The organism is Niallia sp. FSL W8-0635 (assembly GCF_038007965.1).
GTDB lineage: Bacteria > Bacillota > Bacilli > Bacillales > Cytobacillaceae > Niallia.
Genome location: NZ_JBBOYD010000001.1, coordinates 3,239,581 through 3,261,786 on the forward strand (window position 1 = coordinate 3,239,581; position 22,206 = coordinate 3,261,786).

Genomic DNA, 22,206 nt, shown 5'->3' on the forward strand with positions numbered 1-22,206 from the left:
CCACCCTTAATATTCCGGTACTGTAAATTGTTTTAAGAAACGTACATCATTTGTATAGAAATGACGGATATCATCAATTCCATATTTCAACATCGCAATTCGCTCTGGACCCATTCCAAAAGCAAATCCAGAATATTTCTCCGAGTCAAATCCAGACATTTCCAATACATTAGGATGGACCATTCCAGCTCCTAGAATCTCAATCCAGCCTGTTTTTTTACACACACTACAGCCAGCACCTTTACAGATAAAGCACGAAATATCTACTTCAACGGATGGCTCTGTGAATGGGAAAAAGCTTGGACGCAAACGAATTTCTCTATCTTCCCCAAACATTTTCTTAGCAAAAACTTCAAGTGTTCCAATTAAATCACTCATACGAATGTTTTCGTCTACTACAAGTCCTTCAATCTGCATAAATTGGTGGGAATGAGTTGCATCATCATTATCACGACGATACACTTTACCAGGACAAATAATTTTTACTGGACCTTTCCCTTTATGCTTCTCAAGTGTTCTTGCTTGCATTGGTGAAGTTTGTGTTCTAAGCAATGTTTCTTCTGTTATATAGAATGAATCTTGCATATCTCGCGCTGGGTGATCTTTAGGAAGATTCAATGCTTCGAAATTATAGTAATCATTTTCTACTTCTGGTCCTTCTTCAACGGTATAGCCCATACCAATAAAGAGATCTTCTATTTCTTCGACTACTCTTGTAAGCGGATGGTGATTCCCTACAGAAACAGGACGTCCAGGTAAGGTAATATCAATCGTTTCAGATGCAATTTTTTCTTGAACAAGTGCCTCTTCTAGTGCTTTTTGTTTTGATTCAATGTGACTGGTAATTTCATCACGAATGACATTCACTAATGCACCCATTTTTGGTCTTTCTTCTGCAGATAGTTTACCCATTCCTTTTAACACTTCTGTGATCGGACCTTTTTTACCTAAGTATGCGATACGAATTTCATTTAGCTCTTTCATCTCTTTGCTGTTTTCAATACGCGTTAGAGCTTCAGCTTGCAATTCTTTTAATTTATCTTCCATTATATTTCCTCCTTATATATTAGTTGCTTTTGCATGAAAAACGGCATAAAAAAACCTCATCCCCAAAAAAGGGACGAGGTTTTTATCGCGGTACCACCCTAATTAACTTGTATGTATACTAAAACAAGTTCACTTCATTTGGATAACGGTAGTCTATACCGGTACATCTTTACATCTTTCTAAAAAAAAATGGTCCCGATGCCGACTCAGGAGGTGAACTTCATTCATGTTTTTAATAAAAATGCTTTCAGTCTAAGGCATTTTCTCCCTACATTAAAAATCATCAATTACTTTTCTCCATCAATGTCTTTATTCATGTAATTTGGTTTTAATTATAATATATATCTAAATAGTTTTCAAATCAATCTATTTTCCCATTGTTAAAGTAACAATCCATTAACTACCAGCCTTTTGAAAAGGAAAATATTCTATTTAAAATAGTACATTAAAATCCCTGCTGCAACTGCAACATTTAAGGATTCACTTTTACCATGGATTGGAATATATAAATTTTTATCTGTCTTACTTAATACTTCGTTACTTACACCATTGCCTTCATTTCCAACAATTAAACAAAATGATTCTGTTTTTTTTATTTCTCGATAATTTCTGCCATTTTCAAGTGCAGTACCGTAAACAGGGATATTTCTCTCTTTTAACGCATCGATAAATGCAGATAAATTTGTTTTTACAATTGGGAGGTGAAAATGGCTACCTTGCCCTGATCGTACTACTTTCGGATTATATATATCCACTGTTCCTTCTCCGATAATAACAGCATCTATCCCTGCTGCATCTGCTGTTCGGATAATGGTTCCCATATTACCAGGATCTTGAACCTGATCAATCGCAATAAAGGTTTGTGCTGTGGATAGAATATCTTGCTGATTTTGCTGTCTGCATAATGCGAGAATCCCTTGTGGTGTTTCTGTATCCGATAGCTCCTTAATAATTTCTTTTGTAACAACCGTTATTGGAATCTCTCCATAATCCCAAGAAGGTACATCTATTTCTTCAGATATAATCAAATCGATAATTGCATCTGCTTTAAAAGCTTCTTCCACAAGATGAAAACCTTCAACTAGGAACGTACCCGTCTTATCTCTGTCTTTTTTCGTCAATCTTTTCTTCCATTCTTTAATCTGGGGATTTTTCACTGAAAGTATGTGCTTCACTTACAATTCTCCTTCATAATCACTAAATGATTTCACATTCATTAATATATCTTTTTACATTCCTTACATTATAACGTAAATAAAATACATAATAAATGCCATTAGTGAAATGATAAAAAATAGATATGTACACAAATAACTCTAGCCTTGCCATTTACAAATTGTAAATGGTTTGGATAGATAATTATGGAAAGAAGGGTGCTTATTATGAATTTAAATTTACGAAATGCAATTATCCATAATGTTTCTGGTAATTCGCAGGATGAATTAAAGGATACCATTGTGGATGCTATTCAAAATGGAGAAGAAAAAATGCTGCCTGGTTTAGGTGTTTTATTCGAAGTGATTTGGAAAAATTCCTCAGAAGAAGATAAGATAGAAATGCTGCATACATTAGAAAATGGATTAAAATAAACATAAAGAAGGAGATTTCTCCTTCTTTATGTTTATTTCAGAATTAAATTAGTCGTTTAATGCATGTAGTTTATGTGCTGTTTCTTTCGTTGCTGCGTATACACCTTTATAAATCTCATATACCTTTTCGTATTTCTTTACATTCTCAGGAATTGGTTGAAACTCTTCCTTATACTGAACAAATGTCTCTACACACTCATTCATCGTCGGGAACCAACCTAATCCAACTGCAGCAATCATCGCTGCTCCTAATCCCGGTCCTTGTTCAACTGTCAAATTAACGACAGGCGCATTAAAAATATCTGCTTGAATTTGGAGCCAATCGCTGTTTTTTGCTCCTCCGCCTACAGAGACAATTCGTGTAAATTGCTTATTTGCATTTTCCTCCATAAGAATCTTACTATCATTCAATGAAAAAGTGATTCCTTCTATAACAGCGCGTGCAAAGTTATCTAATGTATGTCTTGCATCCATTCCAATAAAGCTGCCTCTTATTTGGCTATCAGTATAGGGGGTTCTCTCTCCCATTATATAAGGAGTAAACAATAAACCATCTGAACCGATTGCGACATTATCTATATTAGCGAGAAGCTGATCATAGCTTTTATCTGCAGCAAAGGTATTTTTAAACCAATTTAAGCTATATCCAGCTGATAATGTGACTCCCATGGAATAAAAGCTGTCCTTAATTGCATGATTGAAATAATGAACTTTTCCTTCATACTCTTGTTGTCCGTCTTGTTCATAGGAAAGGAAAACACCGGATGTTCCTATACTAGCTAAGCCCATTCCCTCTTCTACTATACCTGCACCAACTGCCGCACACGCATTGTCTGCACCACCAGAAAATACAGCAATATCATTTGTAAAGCCATACTTTTCTACAAGCTCTTTCTTAATTACGCCTATTTTATCAGAAGACTCAACAAGCTTAGGGAAAATAGATAGAGGCAGATCAAATAATTCAGCAATAGATTCGCTCCAAACTTTTTCTTCCACATTTAGCAATAATGTTCCTGCAGCATCTGAATACTCCATTTGCTTATTGCCAGTTAAATAAAAGCCTAGATAGTCTTTTGGTAAAAGAAAATCTGTTGCCTTTTCCCATAACGCAGGTTCATTTTCCTTCACCCATAATAGCTTAGGCAAAGTAAATCCTTCTAACGCTTTGTTCTTCGTAATACGAATTATCTCTCGTCCCGCTCTATCCATAATATCCTGACATTGCTTACTTGTTCTTACATCATTCCATAAAATCGCATTTCTTAATGGTTCCCCCTTGCCATCTAATAAAACCAAGCTATGCATCTGTCCGGAAAAGCTAATTCCCTCTGTTTCAGATGCTGCTTCTGGAAATGCTACAATTATTTCTTTTAGCACGGTATCCAGTGCTTCGATCCAAACACTTGGATTTTGCTCACTATACTTCGGCTGTGGAGTCAAAAGTTCATATTCAGAGCTCTTTGTTACAAGAACCTTCCCTTCCTTATCTACTAGCAAGCCTTTTAATGAACTAGTTCCTAAATCAATTCCAATTACATATGACATTTTTATGCTCTCCCTTCATAAGACATAAATAAAGGGCTGCCTCATTCATAGAGATTTAGACCTCCACAAGTATATCTAGTAGATTATTTTCAATTAGCTACTACTAATAAACTTGTGATGCCAATTCCTTCTACCTGAGACACCCCTTTATTGGTGTTATACTACTTATTTTTTATATTTGTATTATACTAAATAATCATTCAAACGAGATTTTAAGAATTCTAGATGATTTGGCTCATTCTCGATTTGATCATGTTGTAATGCATATTCTGCTAATGTTTTTAAATCTTCTTTTCCTTCTACAATGGATTTACCAATTCCAGTTGTATAGCTCTTATATCTACGTTCAATTTCTTTATCAAAGAAGCCATCTTCTTTTAATTTTGCAGCTGATTTTAATCCACGTGCAAAAGTATCCATACCAGCAATATGTGCAAGCACTAAATCTTCCATAGAGAATGAAGAACGACGTACTTTTGCATCAAAATTGATACCACCAGGAGCAATTCCTCCGTTTTCTAGCACTTGATACATTGCTAGAGTTGTATCATAGATATTAGTTGGGAACTCATCTGTATCCCAACCAAGCATAACATCTCCTTGGTTAGCATCTAAAGAACCTAGCGCATTATAGCTTCTTGCTACAGCCATTTCATGTTCAAAAGTATGACCAGCTAATGTAGCATGGTTTGCCTCTAGATTTAGTTTAAAGTGTTTATCAAGATCGTATTTTTGTAAGAAAGCCATTGTAGTAGCAGCATCAAAGTCATATTGGTGTTTTGAAGGCTCCATTGGTTTTGGCTCAATTAAAAATTGAACTTCATGATTTAATTCTTTCGCATAATCAACAGCCATATGGAAAAGACGAGCCATATTGTCTTGTTCTAATTGTAAATCAGTGTTTAGTAGAGACTCATAGCCTTCACGTCCACCCCAGAATACATAGTTTTGTCCACCAAGCTTTTTGCTGATTTCTAATCCTTTTTTCACTTGAGCAGCTGAATAAGCAAATACTTCTGCATTGGATGAAGAAGCAGCACCATGTACAAAGCGAGGATTTGTAAACATATTAGCTGTATTCCAAAGTAATTTAATACCTGTTTGATCCATTTTTTCTTTAATTAAATCTGTGATTACATCTAAATTGTCTAAGAACTCTTGTAATGTTTCACCTTCTGGAGCAATATCTACATCATGGAAGCAGAAGTATTCAAAGCCCATTTTTCCCATTAATTCAAAGCCTGCTTCTACTCTATTTTTAGCTGTTTCCATTGGTGTTTCACCAAACCAGCTACGAACATTTGTCGCTGCACCAAATGGGTCAGATCCATCTTGTGTTAATGTATGCCACCATGCCATACTGAATCGTAAATGTTCTTTCATTGTTTTTCCTAAAACTACTTCTTCTGGATTGTAGTGACGGTATGCAAAAATATTTTCTGTTTTTGGTCCTTCATATTTTACTTCTTTAATCATTGGAAAAAATTCCATGTTAATTCCCTCCTAATTGTTATAAAAGATATTTTTTGATTTTGCTTTTAACTTACTTTTCAATAAGTAGTATTTACTCTACTATTCTATTAAACTACTTTCAATTTGTTAGTTCAATATACTAACTGAATTAATCATAAATCTAACTCGGCATTTTGTCAACCGCTTACAATGGCTTTTTTTCAATTTTATTTATAAATAAGATAGAAGTATTTTAATTAGTATGGTAACCTAACAATATAAGTATAGTTATTAGGGGATTAATTCGTTTGGAGGAAAATAATGGTCACAGATAAATATGTAATTAGAGAACAAAATGCTTCTCTTGTATTGGAGCAGATCGTTCAACAAGCTCCCATTTCTCGAGCTAGTCTCTCATCCAATATCGGTTTAAACAAAGCAACCGTTTCTGATATAACAAAGAAATTACTTGAGGATAAACTTATTGAAGAAATCGGCATTGGGGAAAGTAGTCATTCTGGAGGAAGAAAGCCGATTCTTTTGCAACTAAATAATAAAGCAGGTCTTTCTATTGCGATTGAGCTGGGCTATGACTTTATTTCCACAATGGTTACTTATCTAGATGGGGAAGTCGTCTTTTACAATAAAGAAAGAGGTACATTTATTACAAAAGAAAATGTCCTTGCCCAAGTTTCTAATATTATCGAAAAATATGAGAAAATAAGTAATCTGACAACCTATGGCATTATCGGAATTGGAATTGCCATTCATGGAATTGTAAATGAAAATAATATTTCATTTACTCCTTATTATGATTTAGACAAAATTGATCTATATGAAGAATTAACAAAGCTTTACCAATATCCTATCCATATTGAAAATGAAGCAAATTTAACCGCAATAGGGGAGTCCACCTTTTCAACTGAATTTAATCATTTAATCAGTTTGAGTATACACAGTGGGATTGGTGCTGGAATTATTATAGATGGTCAATTATTTACTGGATTAGACGGTAGAGCTGGGGAAGTTGGTCATTCGGTACTTTATCCAGACGGTAAAACCTGTCCATGTGGAAATAAAGGTTGCCTTGAGCAGTATTGCTCAGATAAAGTTCTACTTGAGCAGTTCAAAGAAACAAAGCAATTATCGGATGTTACCCCTGATTTATTGGCTGAACTATATTATGCTAACGATCCATCTGTTCAAGAACTTATTCAACAGCATTGCTATAATCTATCTAAGGGAATAAACAATATTATGACCTTTTTTGCTCCAAAGCTCATATATATGAACAGTTCTGTCATTCGTAGAATTCCTGATATCCTTCCCATAATCAACGATAATCTGCAAAGTTCCTTTAACAAAGACATTGTCATTGAGAATTCAAATCTTGGTTCGAAAGCATCTTTATTCGGCGCTACCGCACTGAACATCCGTAATTTCTTAAATATTTCCCATCTGAAAATTATCAATACGGATTAACACAGCCTTTTTTATAAGCCACATGGAATGATACAATCTGTTTCTATAAAAACAATGGATTGTATCATTTTTTCATTTTTTCTTGAAATTCTATCTACTTTCTTGCAGCATTTTTGAAACTTTTTACACTACTTGCTCGTTAGTATCAATATGAATTTAAATTGTGATACAATCCTTTTAAATAACACATCATAATCTTTACAAGAAAATGAATGAGTGTGCTATACTTGCTATACAAAATATGAAAAAGGTGAAAAATTTTGACAAAAAAGAAGTTTCATTATTGGTTATTGCAGATTCTAATTATTGCAGCGATTATTTATCTTTGCACAAAAATAACGTTTTTATTCAAACCAATTGCAGTACTATTTTCCACACTTTTTGTACCAATTATCATTACTGGTTTTTTATACTTTTTACTTAATCCAATCGTTAAATTTTTGCAAAAGTATAAAATTCCTAAGACAATCGCCATTATTATTCTTTATCTTGCGGTGATTGGAATAATTATTTTAGCAATTGGCAGTGTCGTGCCGATGATCAGCAAGCAGGTTAGTGAATTATTTAGCAATATTCCAAAATATGCCGATGATGCAGTTCATTATTTCCAATACTTAAATGACACAAAACAATACAAATGGATTATGAACCAAGAATATGTAAAAATAGAAGATATTACAGAAAACTTAAAAGCCTATGCTCAAACCATCCCAAGCAATATAACTAATGGAATTGGCACAGTCATTAGCACGATGACAAATATCACCATTACCATTGTGACGGTTCCATTTTTACTTTTCTATTGCTTTAAAGATGGAAGCAAATTTCCTGAAGCATTATCTAAATTTTTCCCTTCTTCCTATCGTAATGAGGGGTTAAGAATCATTAAAGATACAAGCGAAACAATCGCTGCTTATATTCAAGGTCAAGTTATTGTGGCATTGTTTGTGGGAACCTTAGCATTAATTGGCTATTTAATAATCGGCCTTGATTACGCGCTTGTTATGGCTCTAATTGTTGCTGTGACAAATATCATTCCGTATGTAGGACCATTAATCGGTGGTGCACCAGCAGTTATTATTGCTCTGTTTACATCACCAACTCAAGCATTGCTTGTTATTCTCGTTATCACCGTTGCCCAACAAATCGAAGGCAATATCCTATCACCGTTAATTCTCGGAAAAAGATTGGATACTCATCCAGCAACGATTATTATCCTCTTATTAGTAGCAGGTAATTTAGCAGGAATTCTGGGAATGATTCTTGCCGTTCCAACATATGCTGCTGTTAAAACGATTGTAATCAATATTAATCGTTTGCTTAAAGCAAGGAAAGCAGCGATATTAAATACTCAGATTCCTCCAATAGAGTAAGGTGTATGGAATTTTTATAAAATTAAACCTCTTTAAAATGAGAAAAAGGGAATTGGATTTTTAAAAATCCAATTCCCTTTTTTATTTTAGCTGTTTATGCAAATGTTAATGCATCAACTGTTTCGCGGTCTAATCTCTTAATAACTTCAACGATAAGTTTTACCGCATTTTCATAATCATCACGATGAAGCATTGCAGCATGTGAATGAATATATCGAGTTGCAATTGTGATAGATAAAGTTGGTACTCCCTTATGTGTTAAATGAATAGAGCCTGAGTCTGTACCGCCACCTGGCACACTATCATATTGATAAGGGATGTTTAACTCATCTGCTGTATCCGTAACAAGGTCACGCAAACCTTTATGTGAAACCATTGAAGCATCATACAAAATAATTTGTGGGCCCTTACCCATTTTACTTAATGCTTCTTTTTCCGTTACTCCTGGTGTATCACCAGCAATACCAACATCTACTCCGAAACCAATATCCGGCTCAATTAAGTTCGCTGCTGTTTTCGCTCCACGAAGACCAACCTCTTCTTGAACTGTTCCAACACCATACACAATATTAGGATGATTACTATCTTTTAAATTCTTTAAAACATCAATTGCAATAGCACAGCCAATACGGTTATCCCATGCTTTTGCGAGTAGCATTTTCTCATTATTCATAACCGTGAATTCGAAATACGGAACTATCATATCTCCTGGCTTTACTCCCCATTCCATTGCTTCTTCTTTAGAGGATGCACCTATATCAATAAAGATATCCTTCAAATCAATTGGTTTTTTTCTTGCTTCTGGGCTTAATACATGTGGTGGTTTAGATCCTGTAATCCCAGTAATTTCACCTTTACTAGTAACAATCGTTACTCTTTGTGCCAGCATTACTTGGGACCACCAGCCACCTACTGTTTGGAAATATAGAAAACCTTTATCATCGATACGAGTTACCATAAAACCAACTTCATCAAGATGACCTGCAACCATTATTTTTGGACCATTTTCCTGTCCAACCTTCTTAGCGATTAAGCTTCCTAAATTATCCGTTAAAACTTCGTCCGCATATTCTGTTATGTACTTTTTCATTACTTCTCTTGGTTCTCTTTCATTTCCAGGGATGCCTTTTGCATCAGTAAGATCTTTTAGCATCGTCAATGTTTCATCTAATTTCGCCATTATTTCGACTCCCTTAATATAATATATTCTTCATTATTATACTAGAAAATAAATATAGTACAAAGCATTAGCTATTAATAAAATAAAATTTTAGTTAACAACTCTGCTTATCTTCTTCATTAATAGGGTAAAAATAAATCCTTGCTTATATTATGTAACAATTCTTTGTTTCTATTTATTTGTTCTTTTCTTTTTTAAAATATTTTTTCTTAAAAAATGAAACCTTTTCCATTTCCAATCGTATTCTATTAGTTAATCCTGAAAAATTAAGTTACTGGAGGCTTATTTATGAAATGGCTTTTGTTATTTGTTCTGCTCGCTTTTCTTATTTATGGTTTGTTTCGACTCCTTTCTTTCTTAACAAATCCACAGCGACGATTAAAATTCGCGCAAAAGCGTGGAACATTTTATTTGTTTGATAAAAAGGATAATATTAGAATGAACCTATTATTAACATATAAAGGACATTTGCTTGAAGGGGAAAAATATGCAGCATCAAAAGAGGTTGATCGCATCTTATTACTCCCAAGTAATCCTTATGATACAAAGATGTCAAAACAAGACAAAGCCTATATAGAACAGTCACTTTTGTCTATATATCCAAAGGCAACTATCGATTGGACACGATTTAATAAGACAGAATAAAATACGTAGAGCCTTGCATAAAAGCAAGACTCTATTTTTTTCCTATAATTTTTATAAAGTATATCTTACTCATGAGCTTCTTTAAAAAATTCTCTCCATTTTATAATTGTTATTTTTTCCCGTAAAATATAAACAAGAATTGCCAATGCAAACATGATAATAACTACCATTGTCAAAGAAAATTGACTAATAAACTGACCGAAGATCGTATAAAAAAACGCCAATGGTATATTACTCAATACCGCGCTTTTCCCATACGCTTTTAAACTTTTTCTTTTTTCTAATAAGCAAAAATTTAATAAATGATAATGAAATACTGGTATTAACCGCAAGACGGTAATTTGCCCAAGTGTTAAATTACGATATTCCCCAAACCATCTTTTTTTAAGAGTAGATAGCTTTCGATGGGTTTTTGGCAAGCGATGGATGATTGCATAGAAAAAGAGACAATTAATCGTTAGGCCGATAACAGAATAGATGGTACCAAGCGTTACTCCAAACAATACTCCTCCAGCAATACAAACTAGTATTGGGGGAATAAATAAAAATTGCCGCAGCGTATGAAATAAAATAAATATTATCGGGGCTAATATACCGCCAACTTCTACCATAACAAATAGAATTGATAACTGCTCTTCCATCTTATCACCTTCTGCTCTAAAGAATCATGCTGTTATTAAAGTGTATAAGAAAAGAGACGAGAATATGCCTAAACATTTAGTCCATAAAGTACAATCCCTACTTCTAGTATAGATAAGAAGGGTAAACCATATTTGAATGTTCCATGCTTTGTTTTGTGACGAAAATTTTTCATGCCAATGAATAAGCCAAGAGCACCGAAAAGAAAGGCTATTGTCCATAGTGTCCGCTCACTTATTCGGAACTGATGCTTAATCGCTCTTTTTTTATCAATCATCATGATTAAGTAACCAAGTATATTGATGAAAACTAAATAGCTTATTAGTAATGGAATCACCCATTTCCCTCCCTTCATGAAATCAAAATATAAAAAAAGAAGGTATCAGCTACCTTCTTTTTTTAAAAAACTTATTTTAAGTTTTGTTTAGCAACAGTTGCTAATTCAGCAAATGCTTTTTCATCACTTACAGCAAGTTCAGCAAGCATTTTGCGGTTTACTTCGATACCAGCTAACTTCAATCCGTGCATTAAACGGCTATAAGAAAGACCGTTGATGCGAGCAGCTGCGTTGATACGAGTAATCCATAATTTACGGAAATCACGTTTCTTTTGACGACGATCTCTGTATGCATACATTAATGATTTCATTACTTGTTGGTTTGCTACCTTGTATAATGTATGTTTTGAACCATAATAACCTTTAGCTAATTTAAGAACTTTTTTACGACGTTTGCGTGTAACTGTACCGCCTTTAACACGTGGCATATTATTTCCCTCCTATATTGAAAAAATTACTTAATGTTGTCTAATAAATGACGAATGCGTTTGAAATCGCCTTTGGATACTAATCCAGCTTTGCGAAGTTTACGTTTTTGCTTAGTAGATTTGTTAGCAAATAAGTGACTAGTATAAGCCTTTGAGCGTTTTAATTTACCAGAGCCTGTCTTTTTGAAACGTTTAGCAGCTCCGCGGTGAGTTTTCATTTTTGGCATTTGGTATTCCTCCTCTTACTTGTCGTTTTTAGGCGCTAAAGTCATGAACATGCTTCGACCGTCCATTTTTGGATGTGATTCCACAGTGGCAACTTCTGCACAAGCTTCTGCAAAACGAACAAGTACGCGTTGACCGATTTCCTTATGTGTAATAGCACGTCCCTTAAAACGGATGGATGCTTTTACTTTATCGCCTTTTTCTAGGAACTTAATAGCATTACGAAGCTTTGTATTAAAGTCATGCTCATCTATAGTTGGACTAAGGCGAACCTCTTTAATATTAATGATTTTTTGATTTTTACGTGCTTCTTTTTCTTTCTTTTGCTGTTCAAACTTGTATTTACCGTAGTCCATGATACGAGCTACTGGTGGTTTTGCGTTTGGAGCAACAAGAACGACATCAAGATTTACACGTGTTGCAATTTCAAGAGCTTCAAATTTCGTTTTAATTCCAAGCTGTTCTCCATTTTGGTCAATAAGACGAACTTCTCTAGCACGAATGCCTTCATTTAAAATCATATCTTTGCTAATAGTTAAACACCTCCAAGGTTAATGACGAATACAACGTTCGGGTCAAGAATAATCTATTCTAGGTCACCTTCTCTAGTTTAGATACTAATTGACACTTGACTCCCAAGTTGACATCGTAGGCTTTGTAATCTTTATCATCCAAATAAAAAAGTGTGGATGAAAAATTCACCCACACTTACGATAACATAGTAAGACCTAAAATGTTTTACGTAATACCTGTTAACTACTTGGAATCTGTGTCAATCAGGTGAGAAGCGGGTGCTTCTTCTTTTCCTCAAACTCGTATTCAATTTACCTTAGTAACTATATCACAATGATATCTGTAAGTCAACGAAAGAAATATCACAACGAGAAAAATTTTATCAAATTAATTGATTCAATGCAATACTTTTTATGCATAATTTCTGAAAAGCTGGGAATATAGGACAGAACTCGACCTTCCCAACTTAAAAAACAATAGGTTTTCGATTGTTTATAAACATAATCCTAAGAAAGGGTCTCTTCTTAAAAATTCAAATGAACTACTAACTTAATTAGAAAATTTAACTTCTTGTGTTAATTTCTCTAAGAAGTCTACATAAGAAACGGTTTCTGATTTTTGTTCTCCGTATTTTCGTACGTTTACAGCTTTATCTTCTACTTCTTTATCTCCCACCACTAACATGTAAGGAATTTTTTTCATTTGTGCTTCACGGATTTTGTAGCCGATTTTTTCGTCGCGTTCGTCTAGTTCTACGCGGAATCCATGTCTTTGTAAGTTTTCTTGTACTTCTTTTGCATAATCAAAGTGTACAGAAGGTGATACTGGAATCACTTGTACTTGTACAGGTGATAACCAAGTTGGGAATGCTCCTTTGTATTCTTCGATAAGGAATGCAATAAAGCGTTCCATTGTTGAAACTACACCTCTATGGATAACGACTGGGCGATGTTGTTTTCCATCTTCCCCTACATATGTTAAATCAAAGCGTTCAGGTAATAAGAAGTCTAACTGAACAGTAGAAAGTGTTTCATCTTTACCTAATGCTGTTTTCACTTGTACATCCAATTTCGGACCGTAGAATGCAGCTTCACCTTCTGCTTCAAAGTAATCTAGACCAAGATCATCCATTGCCTCTTTCAGCATACTTTGTGCTTTATCCCACATTTCATCGTCATCAAAATATTTCTCTGTATCTGCTGGATCACGATAAGATAATCGGAAAGAATAATCTGTGATATCGAAATCTTTATATACTTCTAAAACTAAGTTTACGACACGTTTGAATTCATCTTTAATTTGGTCTGGTCTTACAAAGATATGTGCATCATTTAATGTCATTCCACGAACACGCTGTAATCCAGATAATGCTCCAGACATTTCATAACGATGCATTGTTCCAAGTTCTGCGATACGAATTGGTAATTCGCGGTAGCTGTGAATATCATTTTTATATACGACCATATGATGTGGGCAGTTCATTGGACGAAGCACTAACTGCTCATTATCCATTTCCATGACAGGGAACATATCCTCTTGATAGTGATCCCAGTGACCTGAAGTCTTATACAGGTCTACACTACCCATAATTGGTGTATATACATGGTTATAGCCTAATCTTTCTTCCTTATCAACAATATAGCGCTCTACAATACGTCTGATTGTTGCACCTTTTGGAAGCCATAATGGTAAACCTTGTCCAACTTTTTGAGAAGTCATAAATAAATCTAATTCTTTACCGATTTTGCGATGATCTCTTTCCTTCGCCTCTTCTAAGAAGCGTAAATGCTCGTCTAACTCATTCTTCTTAAAGAATGCTGTTCCATAAATACGTTGAAGCATTTTATTATCGCTGTTTCCTCTCCAATAAGCCCCAGCAATATTTAGTAATTTAAATTCTTTTAGTTTTCCAGTTGAAGGAACATGTACACCACGACAAAGATCTACGAATTCACCTTGTTGGTATAATGTTACTGTTTCATCTTCAGGGATTGCATCGATTAATTCTAGTTTATATTCATCATCCATTTCTTTAAAAAGCTCAATCGCTTCAGCGCGACTGACTTCTTTACGGACGATTTCCAGGTTTTCATTAATAATTTTCTTCATTTCTTTTTCAATAGCCGGTAAATCTTCTGGTGTTAATGATTGCTCTAAATCAATATCGTAGTAAAATCCATTCTCGATAACTGGACCTACTCCAAGCTTTACATTTCCATAAATACGTTTAATTGCTTGTGCCATTAAGTGGGCAGAGCTATGACGCAGAATTTCTAATGCATCCGGGCTATCTGGTGTAACAATTTCAAAAGACGCATCCTCTAGTATTGGTCTTTTCAAATCATATAACGAACCATTGATTTTTCCTGCAAGTGCTTTTTTTCTTAAACCTGGGCTAATAGAACCCGCAATATCTTCTGTTGTTGTCCCTTCTGGAAACTCCTTTACCGCTCCGTCTGGAAATGTAATGTTAATTAATTCTGACATGAAACTGCCTCCTTTATTTTCGTCATTAAGCTTTGCATGTACGACAAGAACCGATTAAACGCAAAAAAACCCGTCCCTATGCGAAGGGACGAGTTTTATAAATATAAACACGTGGTTCCACCCTAATTCCCAAACAAATTAATTGTCTGGCTTTAGTTTAAACAGATAACGGCTGCTGAGACCGCCAGTCATTACTTAGGCTTTCCTGTTCCTGACTGAAGTTTAAAGGTGGTAAGTAATCTTATCGTGTTAGGAAGTTCCCAGCATCCTTCCCTCTCTTTGAACCGTACAAGAAAACTATTGTCCTTATCAATACATGTATAAGTTATAGTTAATTTATGTACGTTATTATATGCTTTTCTGCACATAAAATCAAGGGCATTAATGGGAATCTTATTTCATTTCAGTCTGAGCGATTATCCTTAGAAAGAAATGTTCCTTTTCAAGCAGCTGTACCCGCTCTTCAAAAATGTTTAAAATAGTACGAACAATCGGCAAATCCCTATCTTCTGTATATAAATAGATTGTTTTCGGAGCAAGCGCAAGCAATGGTCCTAGGGAATATGGGTCGATATAATAGGTAGAAGAAGCTAAGTTTCTTTGTTCATACAACATCATTAATTCCTGTTGGGGAATTTCTCGATATTCCGTGTCAAAAAACTGTATTTCTAAGTCAATTAATACATGGATATGATTTACTTTTGCAGCCTTTTTAGAAAGAGAATTTCGTAATGTATGAATAAACACTTGATATTCTTGTTCCATTTTGTACTCATCAATCGATAATTCTATGTATTTGATTAGCTTTTCAAAAAAAGCCTTTAATCGAAAGGTAACGAAGGAATCAAAAGAAAATTCACGATGCCTTTCAACCATAAAATTATTCATACTTTCTGCAAGGCATGATTTTATATTTATATCTTTTGTTAAGGTTGTCAGGCCATCGCGCTCTTCTTCAATTAAACTGTGAAGTATTTCTAATATACTCCGCTGTTCTAATTCGTCCATATAGAAATAACGATTTTGTAATATTTCTTTTGCCCAATCATCTGTTTTTATATGCAAGATAAAAGCGATTAAGCATTTTTGTACTGCAGTGCTGCTTTCATCTGTTTTCACGACTGTACAATTATTTTCATCGGCCATTCTTTCCAACGAATCAATAAACTTCCCCTGTTTATTTATCATACGCAAAAATTTCTTTGCATCTTTTTCATCTTGAAATTGAATATCAATCAACCGTATGCCCCCTTTATAAAGAAGTCCTTGCTTCCATATATATGGGGGGATGGGAGAAAATAGACTACAAAAATATGCGCACAATTGGAGGAATTGCCTTTTCAAAAAAATGAGGTATTCCGGCCATAGACAAACCCGAACAATCACACTCCCGTATAATTGTTCGGGTTTTTATTAGTTAGTAGCCTTTATTTAAAAACTAAATTAGAGATTGTTCATCTTTACAGATTGGCAATCAGTTTTGCCTCAGCCTCTCAAATAATAGAATCGATATTATAAAAAGAATACGATTACTCCTATTATTAGAGCATACAATATAATGTATCCAATATATAACATAGGAAAAGATATATTTCGTTTTTCACAAAGATTTCTTACGTATGCAAGTAACCTTCTATTCTTTGTTATATACGTATATGTTAATCCGAATACCATTAATGCCAGGATTATTTTATAAATTCCCGGACTATAAAAGGATAGAAAGAAAGGGATTAACAATAGCAAAATAGTAATAGATATAAATAAAAGAAATTGATTATATCGCTTTATTAGTAATTTTTCTGCATTCGAAATTTCCGTCAACTTACACTTCTCCTTACTCTCATGAAACACCTAGTGAATTTATATCCGCTTATTTCTACCTTTCACATGAATTGGCATAGATAAATATCGAATTCTTTCCATTACTCTCATCGCTTTCATCTTTTCTTCTTCTCCTCTTTGAGAATAAGTAAGATGATGCTCTAAGCCGCTAAAGTCAAAATTAGACGTAAATAAAGTAGGTAAATTCTCCAGCATTCTAAACTGAAGGATTGGTCCTAATACCTCATCTCGAATCCAGCTAGACATCGTTTCTGCTCCTATGTCATCTAGCATTAATACAGGCTCTCTTTTTATGCGTTCTATTTTTTCATTTAAAGTACTATCAGCAATAGAACTTTTCATTTCTCTAAATAATTCAGGAACATACACAATCATCGAGGAAATTTGTTTTTGAGATAGTTCATTGGCAATTGCTCCTAAAATATATGATTTTCCAACCCCAAATTCCCCATAAAAATATATTCCCTTTTGTCTTTCGCCTGGTTTATATTCCTCAACAAATCGAATAGCAGCATCTACTGCTTCCATTCTTTCTCCCTCAATGTCCAGTTTGTCAAAAGATGCTTCTAAAATATCCTTAGGCACATACAAACTTTGGATAAGCTTTTCTTTTCTCTTTTGAGTATCCTCCGAAAGCTTCCTTGGACAGCGATCATATTGAATCTCAATATTCCCTCTGATTATAACGAGGCTTGGATGATACCCCTGCATCATATTCACACAGCCTTGAAGACTTGGGCACTTATTGCACGCCTTGCTCTGATTAGCATATTCATATAACTTCATCATTCCCACATCAACCGCATTGGAAGTAAGCTCATCCTCATGCTCCCTCAAAAAGGCTCTTACTTCAGGGTGTGCAAGTACTTCCTGTTTCATTGCACGGTATCGTTCCTGAAAGTTATTACCCGCACCAAACTTCTTTAATTTATCATTAATCCTTTCCACCGTTTGATTCACCACCTATTTTTTCAATTTTTTTATTCGGTCTTCCAATTCTCGCTTCTTCTTCTCCAAATCTTTATCGCTAGCATCCTTAGCAGTATTCTTCACCGCTGATTTGGTTGTTTCTTCATTAAGCTGGTCTTGTTGTCCAAACCATTCTGGAATTTTTTCTGTCCGAATTGCTTTTCGGCTTGATTTTGATTGTGGACTTTTTTTACCTTGTGCCCACTCCATATATTGCTTATGTTCCTTTTTCGCTAAATCCATTGCATCCTTAACCGTACGAATATTCTTCCTAACCCATTGACCAGCGATCTTTTCTATATAGCCCTTTGTCAATTTCATATCTGTTTTCAGCATAACATATTGAATGAGGACATTTATCACGCCAGGTAATAGTTTTTGCGAAAACATAATTTCTTCAATAATTTGCAAGTCGGTCTTGGACGGTTCCGCACCTCCAGAAATCTCTTTTAATACTTCACGTGGAGAAGTATGATCCAAGTAATAGATTAACTCTTCCTCTTTCGATTTTGGAGCAGCAGTCGATGAATAATCCTTTTGCGGTTGTTTACGATCAACTAACATAGGCAACAAATCATTATGCTGAAACTGATACCAATCACGAGCAGCAATCCTCAACTCCTCAATATCAATTTCATCTTGGTGATTAATAGCGCTAATCACAATATTCTTCATTTGTATCGGATCAATCCCATATATAAAGGCAAGATTTTGGATTGCTTCCTTCACTTTTTTCGTAAATGCCTTTTTTGACAGCAGCGACTCATGTATTCCTGCAAAAAGGAGTTCAAAATCAAAATCTTCCTTACTAATTTGAATTCCAGTTTGTTCTTCCCTGCCTATATAAGTATGATCAAAAGCTTCTTCTCCATCTATTTCATGAATAGCGCGAACAGCGCTATTATGATCAGACATAAATACATCTTGAAAAGCTTTCGTGATTGGCTGATACCCAGAATCAGAAATTTTTTCATCAGAAAAGAATTTCTTCAATCTGCTATATTGTGCTTTTCCAATTTTTCTATATAAATAAACATTTAACATACCATCTAGAAAATACTGTGCGGGCGATAAAGGAGGCTGTAATTCATAAATAAATGAACGATTCCCTTCCTCTTTCTTTTGATACGTTTTTAAAAGACCAATTCCTTCTAGCTTTAGTCTTGCTTCATATATGTCATTTAAACCACAACTCATGAAATTCATTAAGCTATGATGAGTATTTGTCATGGACCATAAACGATTTTCTTCTATTTCTGCCCATAAAGTCATGTATAAAGCTAAACATTTTGTCCCAATTAATGGTTGATATAAGAAGGTGATTGTCTTTCGATCATAATCACTTAACAGTCCATTCACTGCTACTCGATATCTATCGACCGGAAGTAGGTCTTGCCAATGCTGAGACATATTAATTCTTCCTTTCTATACATTCTATTTCCCTCAAAGAAAATGAAAGGCAAAAAAAGAGCCAAAGAAATCTTTAGCTCCCTTCGTTATCATTTCCATGAAATCTGTTAATCTTTTTTTATTAATTCCTTCAGTTCGTCAATAAATACATTTATATCTTTAAACTGGCGATAAACAGATGCAAAACGGACATATGCCACTTCATCTATTTTTGCTAAGCGGTCCATTACCATTTCACCAATTATTTCACTTTTTATTTCTGAAGCAGCATTACTTCGAAGTTCCTTCTCTACTTCTGCTGTAATTTCCTCCAATTGTTTTAAAGCAACCGGTCTCTTCTCACACGCTCTAATTAAACCACGCAATATTTTATCTCTACTAAATTCTTCACGTGTCCCTTCTTTCTTCACTACAATTAAAGGAATCTCCTCTACTTTTTCAAAAGTTGTAAATCGATTACCACAAGCTTCACATTCTCTTCTTCTGCGAATCGATTTATACTCATCAACTGGTCGTGAATCAAGAACACGGGTGTTATTATGTTGACAGGTAGGACATCTCATTTCATATCAGCTCCGAATTCATTGTTCCATGTATATACTTATCTTCATATTATATAAAATTAAAGGCTTGTACAAGTAATTATACCAAATTCACTCCAATTACCTTTTTCATATAGGGTAAACATTCCATTTTTTCAAAATTTCCTTTGCTTGCTGTAATGACTCTTCTATAGATCCATTATTGTTTATTACTTCATCAGCAAGATCGATTTTTTCCTTTAAAGTCATTTGAGCTTTTATTCTATTAACCGCATGTTTATAGCTCAAATTATTTCTTTTCATCAATCTATCAATTTGAACGTCTTCATCTACATATACTAAAATTGTTCGATCCACTGTTTGGTTTAATTTATTTTCAAATAGTAAGGGGATATCTAAAATCACTATCTTTTCTCCTGCCTCGGCTGCTAGTTTTTGCTTCTCGTCCATTCTTCTTCTAACATCAGGATGAACGATACTATTTAGCACATTCCGTTCTGCTTCATTCGAAAATATAATTTCCCCAAGCCTTTGTCGATTTAAGGTACCATCTCCTTGAAGAATATCTTTGCCAAAATGAGCAACAATTTCTAGATAGGCTGGTTCTCCTTTTTCAACAGCTAACCGAGACTCCACATCAGCATCAATAACCTGGATATTTAGTGATTGATAGTAGGAGGATATTGTCGATTTTCCACTCGCAATTCCTCCCGTTAATCCTACAATGAACATTATGACAATACCTACCTTATAATATTTAGTATGTAACAAAATTTAATTTTAAAAAGCACCTTTGTATATATAAAGTGCAGGAAAATAGGTGAAATTCCAAAGGCGATTCGCCAAGAAGGGTCACCGCCTTCGTAACAAACAACCTATTCGCTGATTTGTTACAGTCAGTCAAAGTTTAAAAATTCCAATAATGATTAAGATAATCCCAGGAATAAAGGAAAACTTATCCATATAACTTTTTTCGGACAAAAATTTGCCTAAATAGATTCCTAAGGAAACAAAGGATGTACTCATAAAAATGACAGCAAGTGTTAAAAAAAGTGGGGGAAATCCAAGCATTGAAGCACCAATTCCTGCCCCAAAGGCATCTAAAGACAGAGCAAAACCTAACACAACTGCTTCTAGCCCTGTAATCGTCCCTGATTTATCAAAATCCGCTGATAAAGGTTTCTTCAAAATATTTACGACAATCCCTAAAGACTTTATTTCAAAATTAATAATATTCTTTTCTTCTGTTAATACTTCCTTTTCCTTGCTTGGCTTAAAATATTGGTAAAGAATCCATCCACCTAATATTATTAAAATAATGCCACCTATACTCTCTGCAAACGATGGGGAGAATATCCTTGAAATAACGTGACCTACCAGCATTGCTGATAGAAGTGTCAGACCAGAACAACAGGCGATAATAAGAATAGAATTCAAGGGCATTTTCATTTTTCGAAGTCCATAAGTAAAACCAACACTAAAGCTATCGATGCTAACAGCGATTGCTAATAATAAAAGAGAAAACACCTGGGCCATAAAGATAAGCTCCTTCCAAATCAATAGTAATATACTATATGGAAAGAGCCCATCCAATGTTAATTCAGGTTTATGCTTTTATTTTTTTTGACAATTAGGACAAAAAACGGTCCCTCTTCCACCCACTATAATTCTTTCTAAAGTTGCCCCACATACTTTACATTCTTGACCTTTTCGACCATAGACATATAATTCAAGCTGAAACATTCCGATTTGACCTTGTGTGTTTACATAGGAACGGATCGTACTGCCACCCTTTTCTACCGCTTCGGATAAAGTAGCGATAATCTCCTTATACAATTTCTCAATTTCTGCTGCTTTTAACGAATTAGCTATTCTCTCTGGATGAATGCCACTTCGAAATAAAGCTTCATCTACATAAATATTTCCTAAACCAACGACAATTTTTTGATCTAATAACGCTGTTTTAATACTACGACTAGTTTTTGACAATCTCTCGGTAAAATTAGCAATCGTAAAATCGTCAGCAAATGGTTCAGGGCCTAATTGAGAAAGGGGCATGGCGTTTAATTCCTCCCCTTTTTTAAATAAATGCATCGTTCCGAATTTCCGTACATCTTTATACCTTAGCTCGGATCCATCCTCAAAAAAGAAAATAACATGGGTGTGTTTATCAACAGGATCGTCTGCTTGAAACACCCCATATTTCCCTTCCATTCGCAAATGAGAAACAATCGTAAAATCATTTGTTTCAACTAATATGAATTTGCCGCGTCGTTTTACATCAAGGATAGCTTGACCAATTAATGCATCTGAAAATTCTTCTGCATTTTCTGGTTTTTTAATCATTTTTGCCCATGACACAACAACTTCTTTAATTACTTTATTTTGTGTTAACTGTTTCAACGTTTTACGTACCGTCTCAACTTCTGGTAATTCTGGCACCTATATACCTCATTTCCTTGTTAAAAATTGCTCGTAATTTCTTCTATCCATCATTA

Annotated in this window: 22 protein-coding genes and 3 other annotated features; of the genes, 4 read left to right on the forward strand and 18 right to left on the reverse strand. The window is 34.5% G+C overall.

Going from position 1 to position 22,206, the window contains the following annotated elements:
- Positions 1 to 6 precede the first annotated feature (6 nt).
- Both pheS and NYE52_RS15650 read right to left on the reverse strand, forming a co-directional pair.
- The gene (gene pheS / locus NYE52_RS15645) at positions 7 to 1,047 is read right to left on the reverse strand and encodes a phenylalanine--tRNA ligase subunit alpha (protein ID WP_341193930.1); all 1,041 of its coding nucleotides are present in this window, start codon (positions 1,045 to 1,047) and stop codon (positions 7 to 9) included.
- Between the two features lie 66 nt (positions 1,048 to 1,113).
- Positions 1,114 to 1,360, reverse strand: a binding site (T-box leader).
- Between the two features lie 115 nt (positions 1,361 to 1,475).
- Entirely contained in the window at positions 1,476 to 2,222 is a 747-nt protein-coding gene (locus tag NYE52_RS15650) for a TrmH family RNA methyltransferase (protein ID WP_341193931.1), read from the reverse strand.
- A 207-nt stretch (positions 2,223 to 2,429) separates the two neighbouring features.
- On the opposite strand from NYE52_RS15650, the gene sspI reads away from it, so the two are divergent.
- Entirely contained in the window at positions 2,430 to 2,636 is a 207-nt protein-coding gene (gene sspI / locus NYE52_RS15655) for a small acid-soluble spore protein SspI (RefSeq protein WP_341193932.1), read from the forward strand.
- A gap of 48 nt (positions 2,637 to 2,684) precedes the next feature.
- On the opposite strand, the gene xylB is transcribed toward sspI, so the two are convergent.
- Both xylB and xylA read right to left on the reverse strand, forming a co-directional pair.
- Positions 2,685 to 4,184: a xylulokinase gene (gene xylB / locus NYE52_RS15660; RefSeq protein WP_341193933.1), complete on the reverse strand. Its 1,500-nt coding sequence runs from the start codon at positions 4,182 to 4,184 to the stop codon at positions 2,685 to 2,687.
- A gap of 183 nt (positions 4,185 to 4,367) precedes the next feature.
- Positions 4,368 to 5,675: a xylose isomerase gene (xylA, locus tag NYE52_RS15665; RefSeq protein WP_341193934.1), complete on the reverse strand. Its 1,308-nt coding sequence runs from the start codon at positions 5,673 to 5,675 to the stop codon at positions 4,368 to 4,370.
- 282 nt (positions 5,676 to 5,957) lie between these two features.
- Here xylA and NYE52_RS15670 point away from each other — a divergent pair, with 282 nt between their 5' ends.
- Positions 5,958 to 7,118 carry an ROK family protein gene (locus NYE52_RS15670; protein ID WP_341193935.1) on the forward strand — a complete coding sequence of 387 codons (1,161 nt, stop codon included), beginning with the start codon at positions 5,958 to 5,960 and terminating at the stop codon, positions 7,116 to 7,118.
- A 260-nt stretch (positions 7,119 to 7,378) separates the two neighbouring features.
- The gene (locus tag NYE52_RS15675; RefSeq protein ID WP_341193936.1) at positions 7,379 to 8,491 is read left to right on the forward strand and encodes an AI-2E family transporter; all 1,113 of its coding nucleotides are present in this window, start codon (positions 7,379 to 7,381) and stop codon (positions 8,489 to 8,491) included.
- Positions 8,492 to 8,585: 94 nt separating this feature from the next.
- Here NYE52_RS15675 and NYE52_RS15680 read toward each other — a convergent pair whose 3' ends face one another.
- Positions 8,586 to 9,671: a M42 family metallopeptidase gene (locus NYE52_RS15680; RefSeq protein ID WP_341193937.1), complete on the reverse strand. Its 1,086-nt coding sequence runs from the start codon at positions 9,669 to 9,671 to the stop codon at positions 8,586 to 8,588.
- A gap of 288 nt (positions 9,672 to 9,959) precedes the next feature.
- On the opposite strand from NYE52_RS15680, the gene NYE52_RS15685 reads away from it, so the two are divergent.
- A complete protein-coding gene (locus tag NYE52_RS15685) occupies positions 9,960 to 10,316 on the forward strand; it encodes a sigma-w pathway protein ysdB (RefSeq protein ID WP_341193938.1) in 357 nt (118 codons plus the stop codon).
- A gap of 65 nt (positions 10,317 to 10,381) precedes the next feature.
- Here NYE52_RS15685 and NYE52_RS15690 read toward each other — a convergent pair whose 3' ends face one another.
- The 13 genes from NYE52_RS15690 to mutM all read right to left on the reverse strand — a co-directional run bounded on the left by NYE52_RS15690 (position 10,382) and on the right by mutM (position 22,150).
- The gene (locus NYE52_RS15690; RefSeq protein ID WP_341193939.1) at positions 10,382 to 10,957 is read right to left on the reverse strand and encodes a TVP38/TMEM64 family protein; all 576 of its coding nucleotides are present in this window, start codon (positions 10,955 to 10,957) and stop codon (positions 10,382 to 10,384) included.
- A gap of 68 nt (positions 10,958 to 11,025) precedes the next feature.
- Positions 11,026 to 11,292 carry a DUF1294 domain-containing protein gene (locus tag NYE52_RS15695; protein ID WP_341193940.1) on the reverse strand — a complete coding sequence of 89 codons (267 nt, stop codon included), beginning with the start codon at positions 11,290 to 11,292 and terminating at the stop codon, positions 11,026 to 11,028.
- Positions 11,293 to 11,363: 71 nt separating this feature from the next.
- The gene (gene rplT / locus NYE52_RS15700; protein ID WP_031534824.1) at positions 11,364 to 11,720 is read right to left on the reverse strand and encodes a 50S ribosomal protein L20; all 357 of its coding nucleotides are present in this window, start codon (positions 11,718 to 11,720) and stop codon (positions 11,364 to 11,366) included.
- A gap of 26 nt (positions 11,721 to 11,746) precedes the next feature.
- On the reverse strand, positions 11,747 to 11,947 hold the full coding sequence (rpmI, locus tag NYE52_RS15705) for a 50S ribosomal protein L35 (protein WP_016201803.1): 201 nt from the start codon (positions 11,945 to 11,947) through the stop codon (positions 11,747 to 11,749).
- A gap of 15 nt (positions 11,948 to 11,962) precedes the next feature.
- A complete protein-coding gene (infC, locus tag NYE52_RS15710) occupies positions 11,963 to 12,466 on the reverse strand; it encodes a translation initiation factor IF-3 (protein WP_016201804.1) in 504 nt (167 codons plus the stop codon).
- Between the two features lie 150 nt (positions 12,467 to 12,616).
- Positions 12,617 to 12,754, reverse strand: a sequence feature (ribosomal protein L20 leader region).
- 253 nt (positions 12,755 to 13,007) lie between these two features.
- The gene (thrS, locus tag NYE52_RS15715) at positions 13,008 to 14,945 is read right to left on the reverse strand and encodes a threonine--tRNA ligase (protein WP_341193941.1); all 1,938 of its coding nucleotides are present in this window, start codon (positions 14,943 to 14,945) and stop codon (positions 13,008 to 13,010) included.
- An 81-nt stretch (positions 14,946 to 15,026) separates the two neighbouring features.
- Positions 15,027 to 15,267: a binding site (T-box leader), on the reverse strand.
- Between the two features lie 71 nt (positions 15,268 to 15,338).
- Entirely contained in the window at positions 15,339 to 16,184 is an 846-nt protein-coding gene (locus tag NYE52_RS15720) for a putative sporulation protein YtxC (protein ID WP_341193942.1), read from the reverse strand.
- A gap of 621 nt (positions 16,185 to 16,805) precedes the next feature.
- The gene (gene dnaI / locus NYE52_RS15725) at positions 16,806 to 17,735 is read right to left on the reverse strand and encodes a primosomal protein DnaI (protein ID WP_341193943.1); all 930 of its coding nucleotides are present in this window, start codon (positions 17,733 to 17,735) and stop codon (positions 16,806 to 16,808) included.
- Between the two features lie 15 nt (positions 17,736 to 17,750).
- The gene (locus NYE52_RS15730; protein ID WP_341193944.1) at positions 17,751 to 19,166 is read right to left on the reverse strand and encodes a replication initiation and membrane attachment family protein; all 1,416 of its coding nucleotides are present in this window, start codon (positions 19,164 to 19,166) and stop codon (positions 17,751 to 17,753) included.
- Positions 19,167 to 19,273: 107 nt separating this feature from the next.
- Complete coding sequence (nrdR, locus tag NYE52_RS15735) at positions 19,274 to 19,729, reverse strand: transcriptional regulator NrdR (protein WP_341193945.1); 456 nt, start codon at positions 19,727 to 19,729, stop codon at positions 19,274 to 19,276.
- A gap of 108 nt (positions 19,730 to 19,837) precedes the next feature.
- Positions 19,838 to 20,443 (reverse strand): dephospho-CoA kinase, encoded by a 606-nt coding sequence (gene coaE, locus NYE52_RS15740; protein ID WP_341195209.1) that lies wholly within the window; start codon positions 20,441 to 20,443, stop codon positions 19,838 to 19,840.
- 165 nt (positions 20,444 to 20,608) lie between these two features.
- Positions 20,609 to 21,244, reverse strand: a complete 636-nt coding sequence (gene ytaF / locus NYE52_RS15745; protein ID WP_341193946.1) for a sporulation membrane protein YtaF — start codon at positions 21,242 to 21,244, stop codon at positions 20,609 to 20,611.
- Between the two features lie 78 nt (positions 21,245 to 21,322).
- The gene (gene mutM / locus NYE52_RS15750) at positions 21,323 to 22,150 is read right to left on the reverse strand and encodes a DNA-formamidopyrimidine glycosylase (protein WP_341193947.1); all 828 of its coding nucleotides are present in this window, start codon (positions 22,148 to 22,150) and stop codon (positions 21,323 to 21,325) included.
- Positions 22,151 to 22,206: the final 56 nt, after the last annotated feature.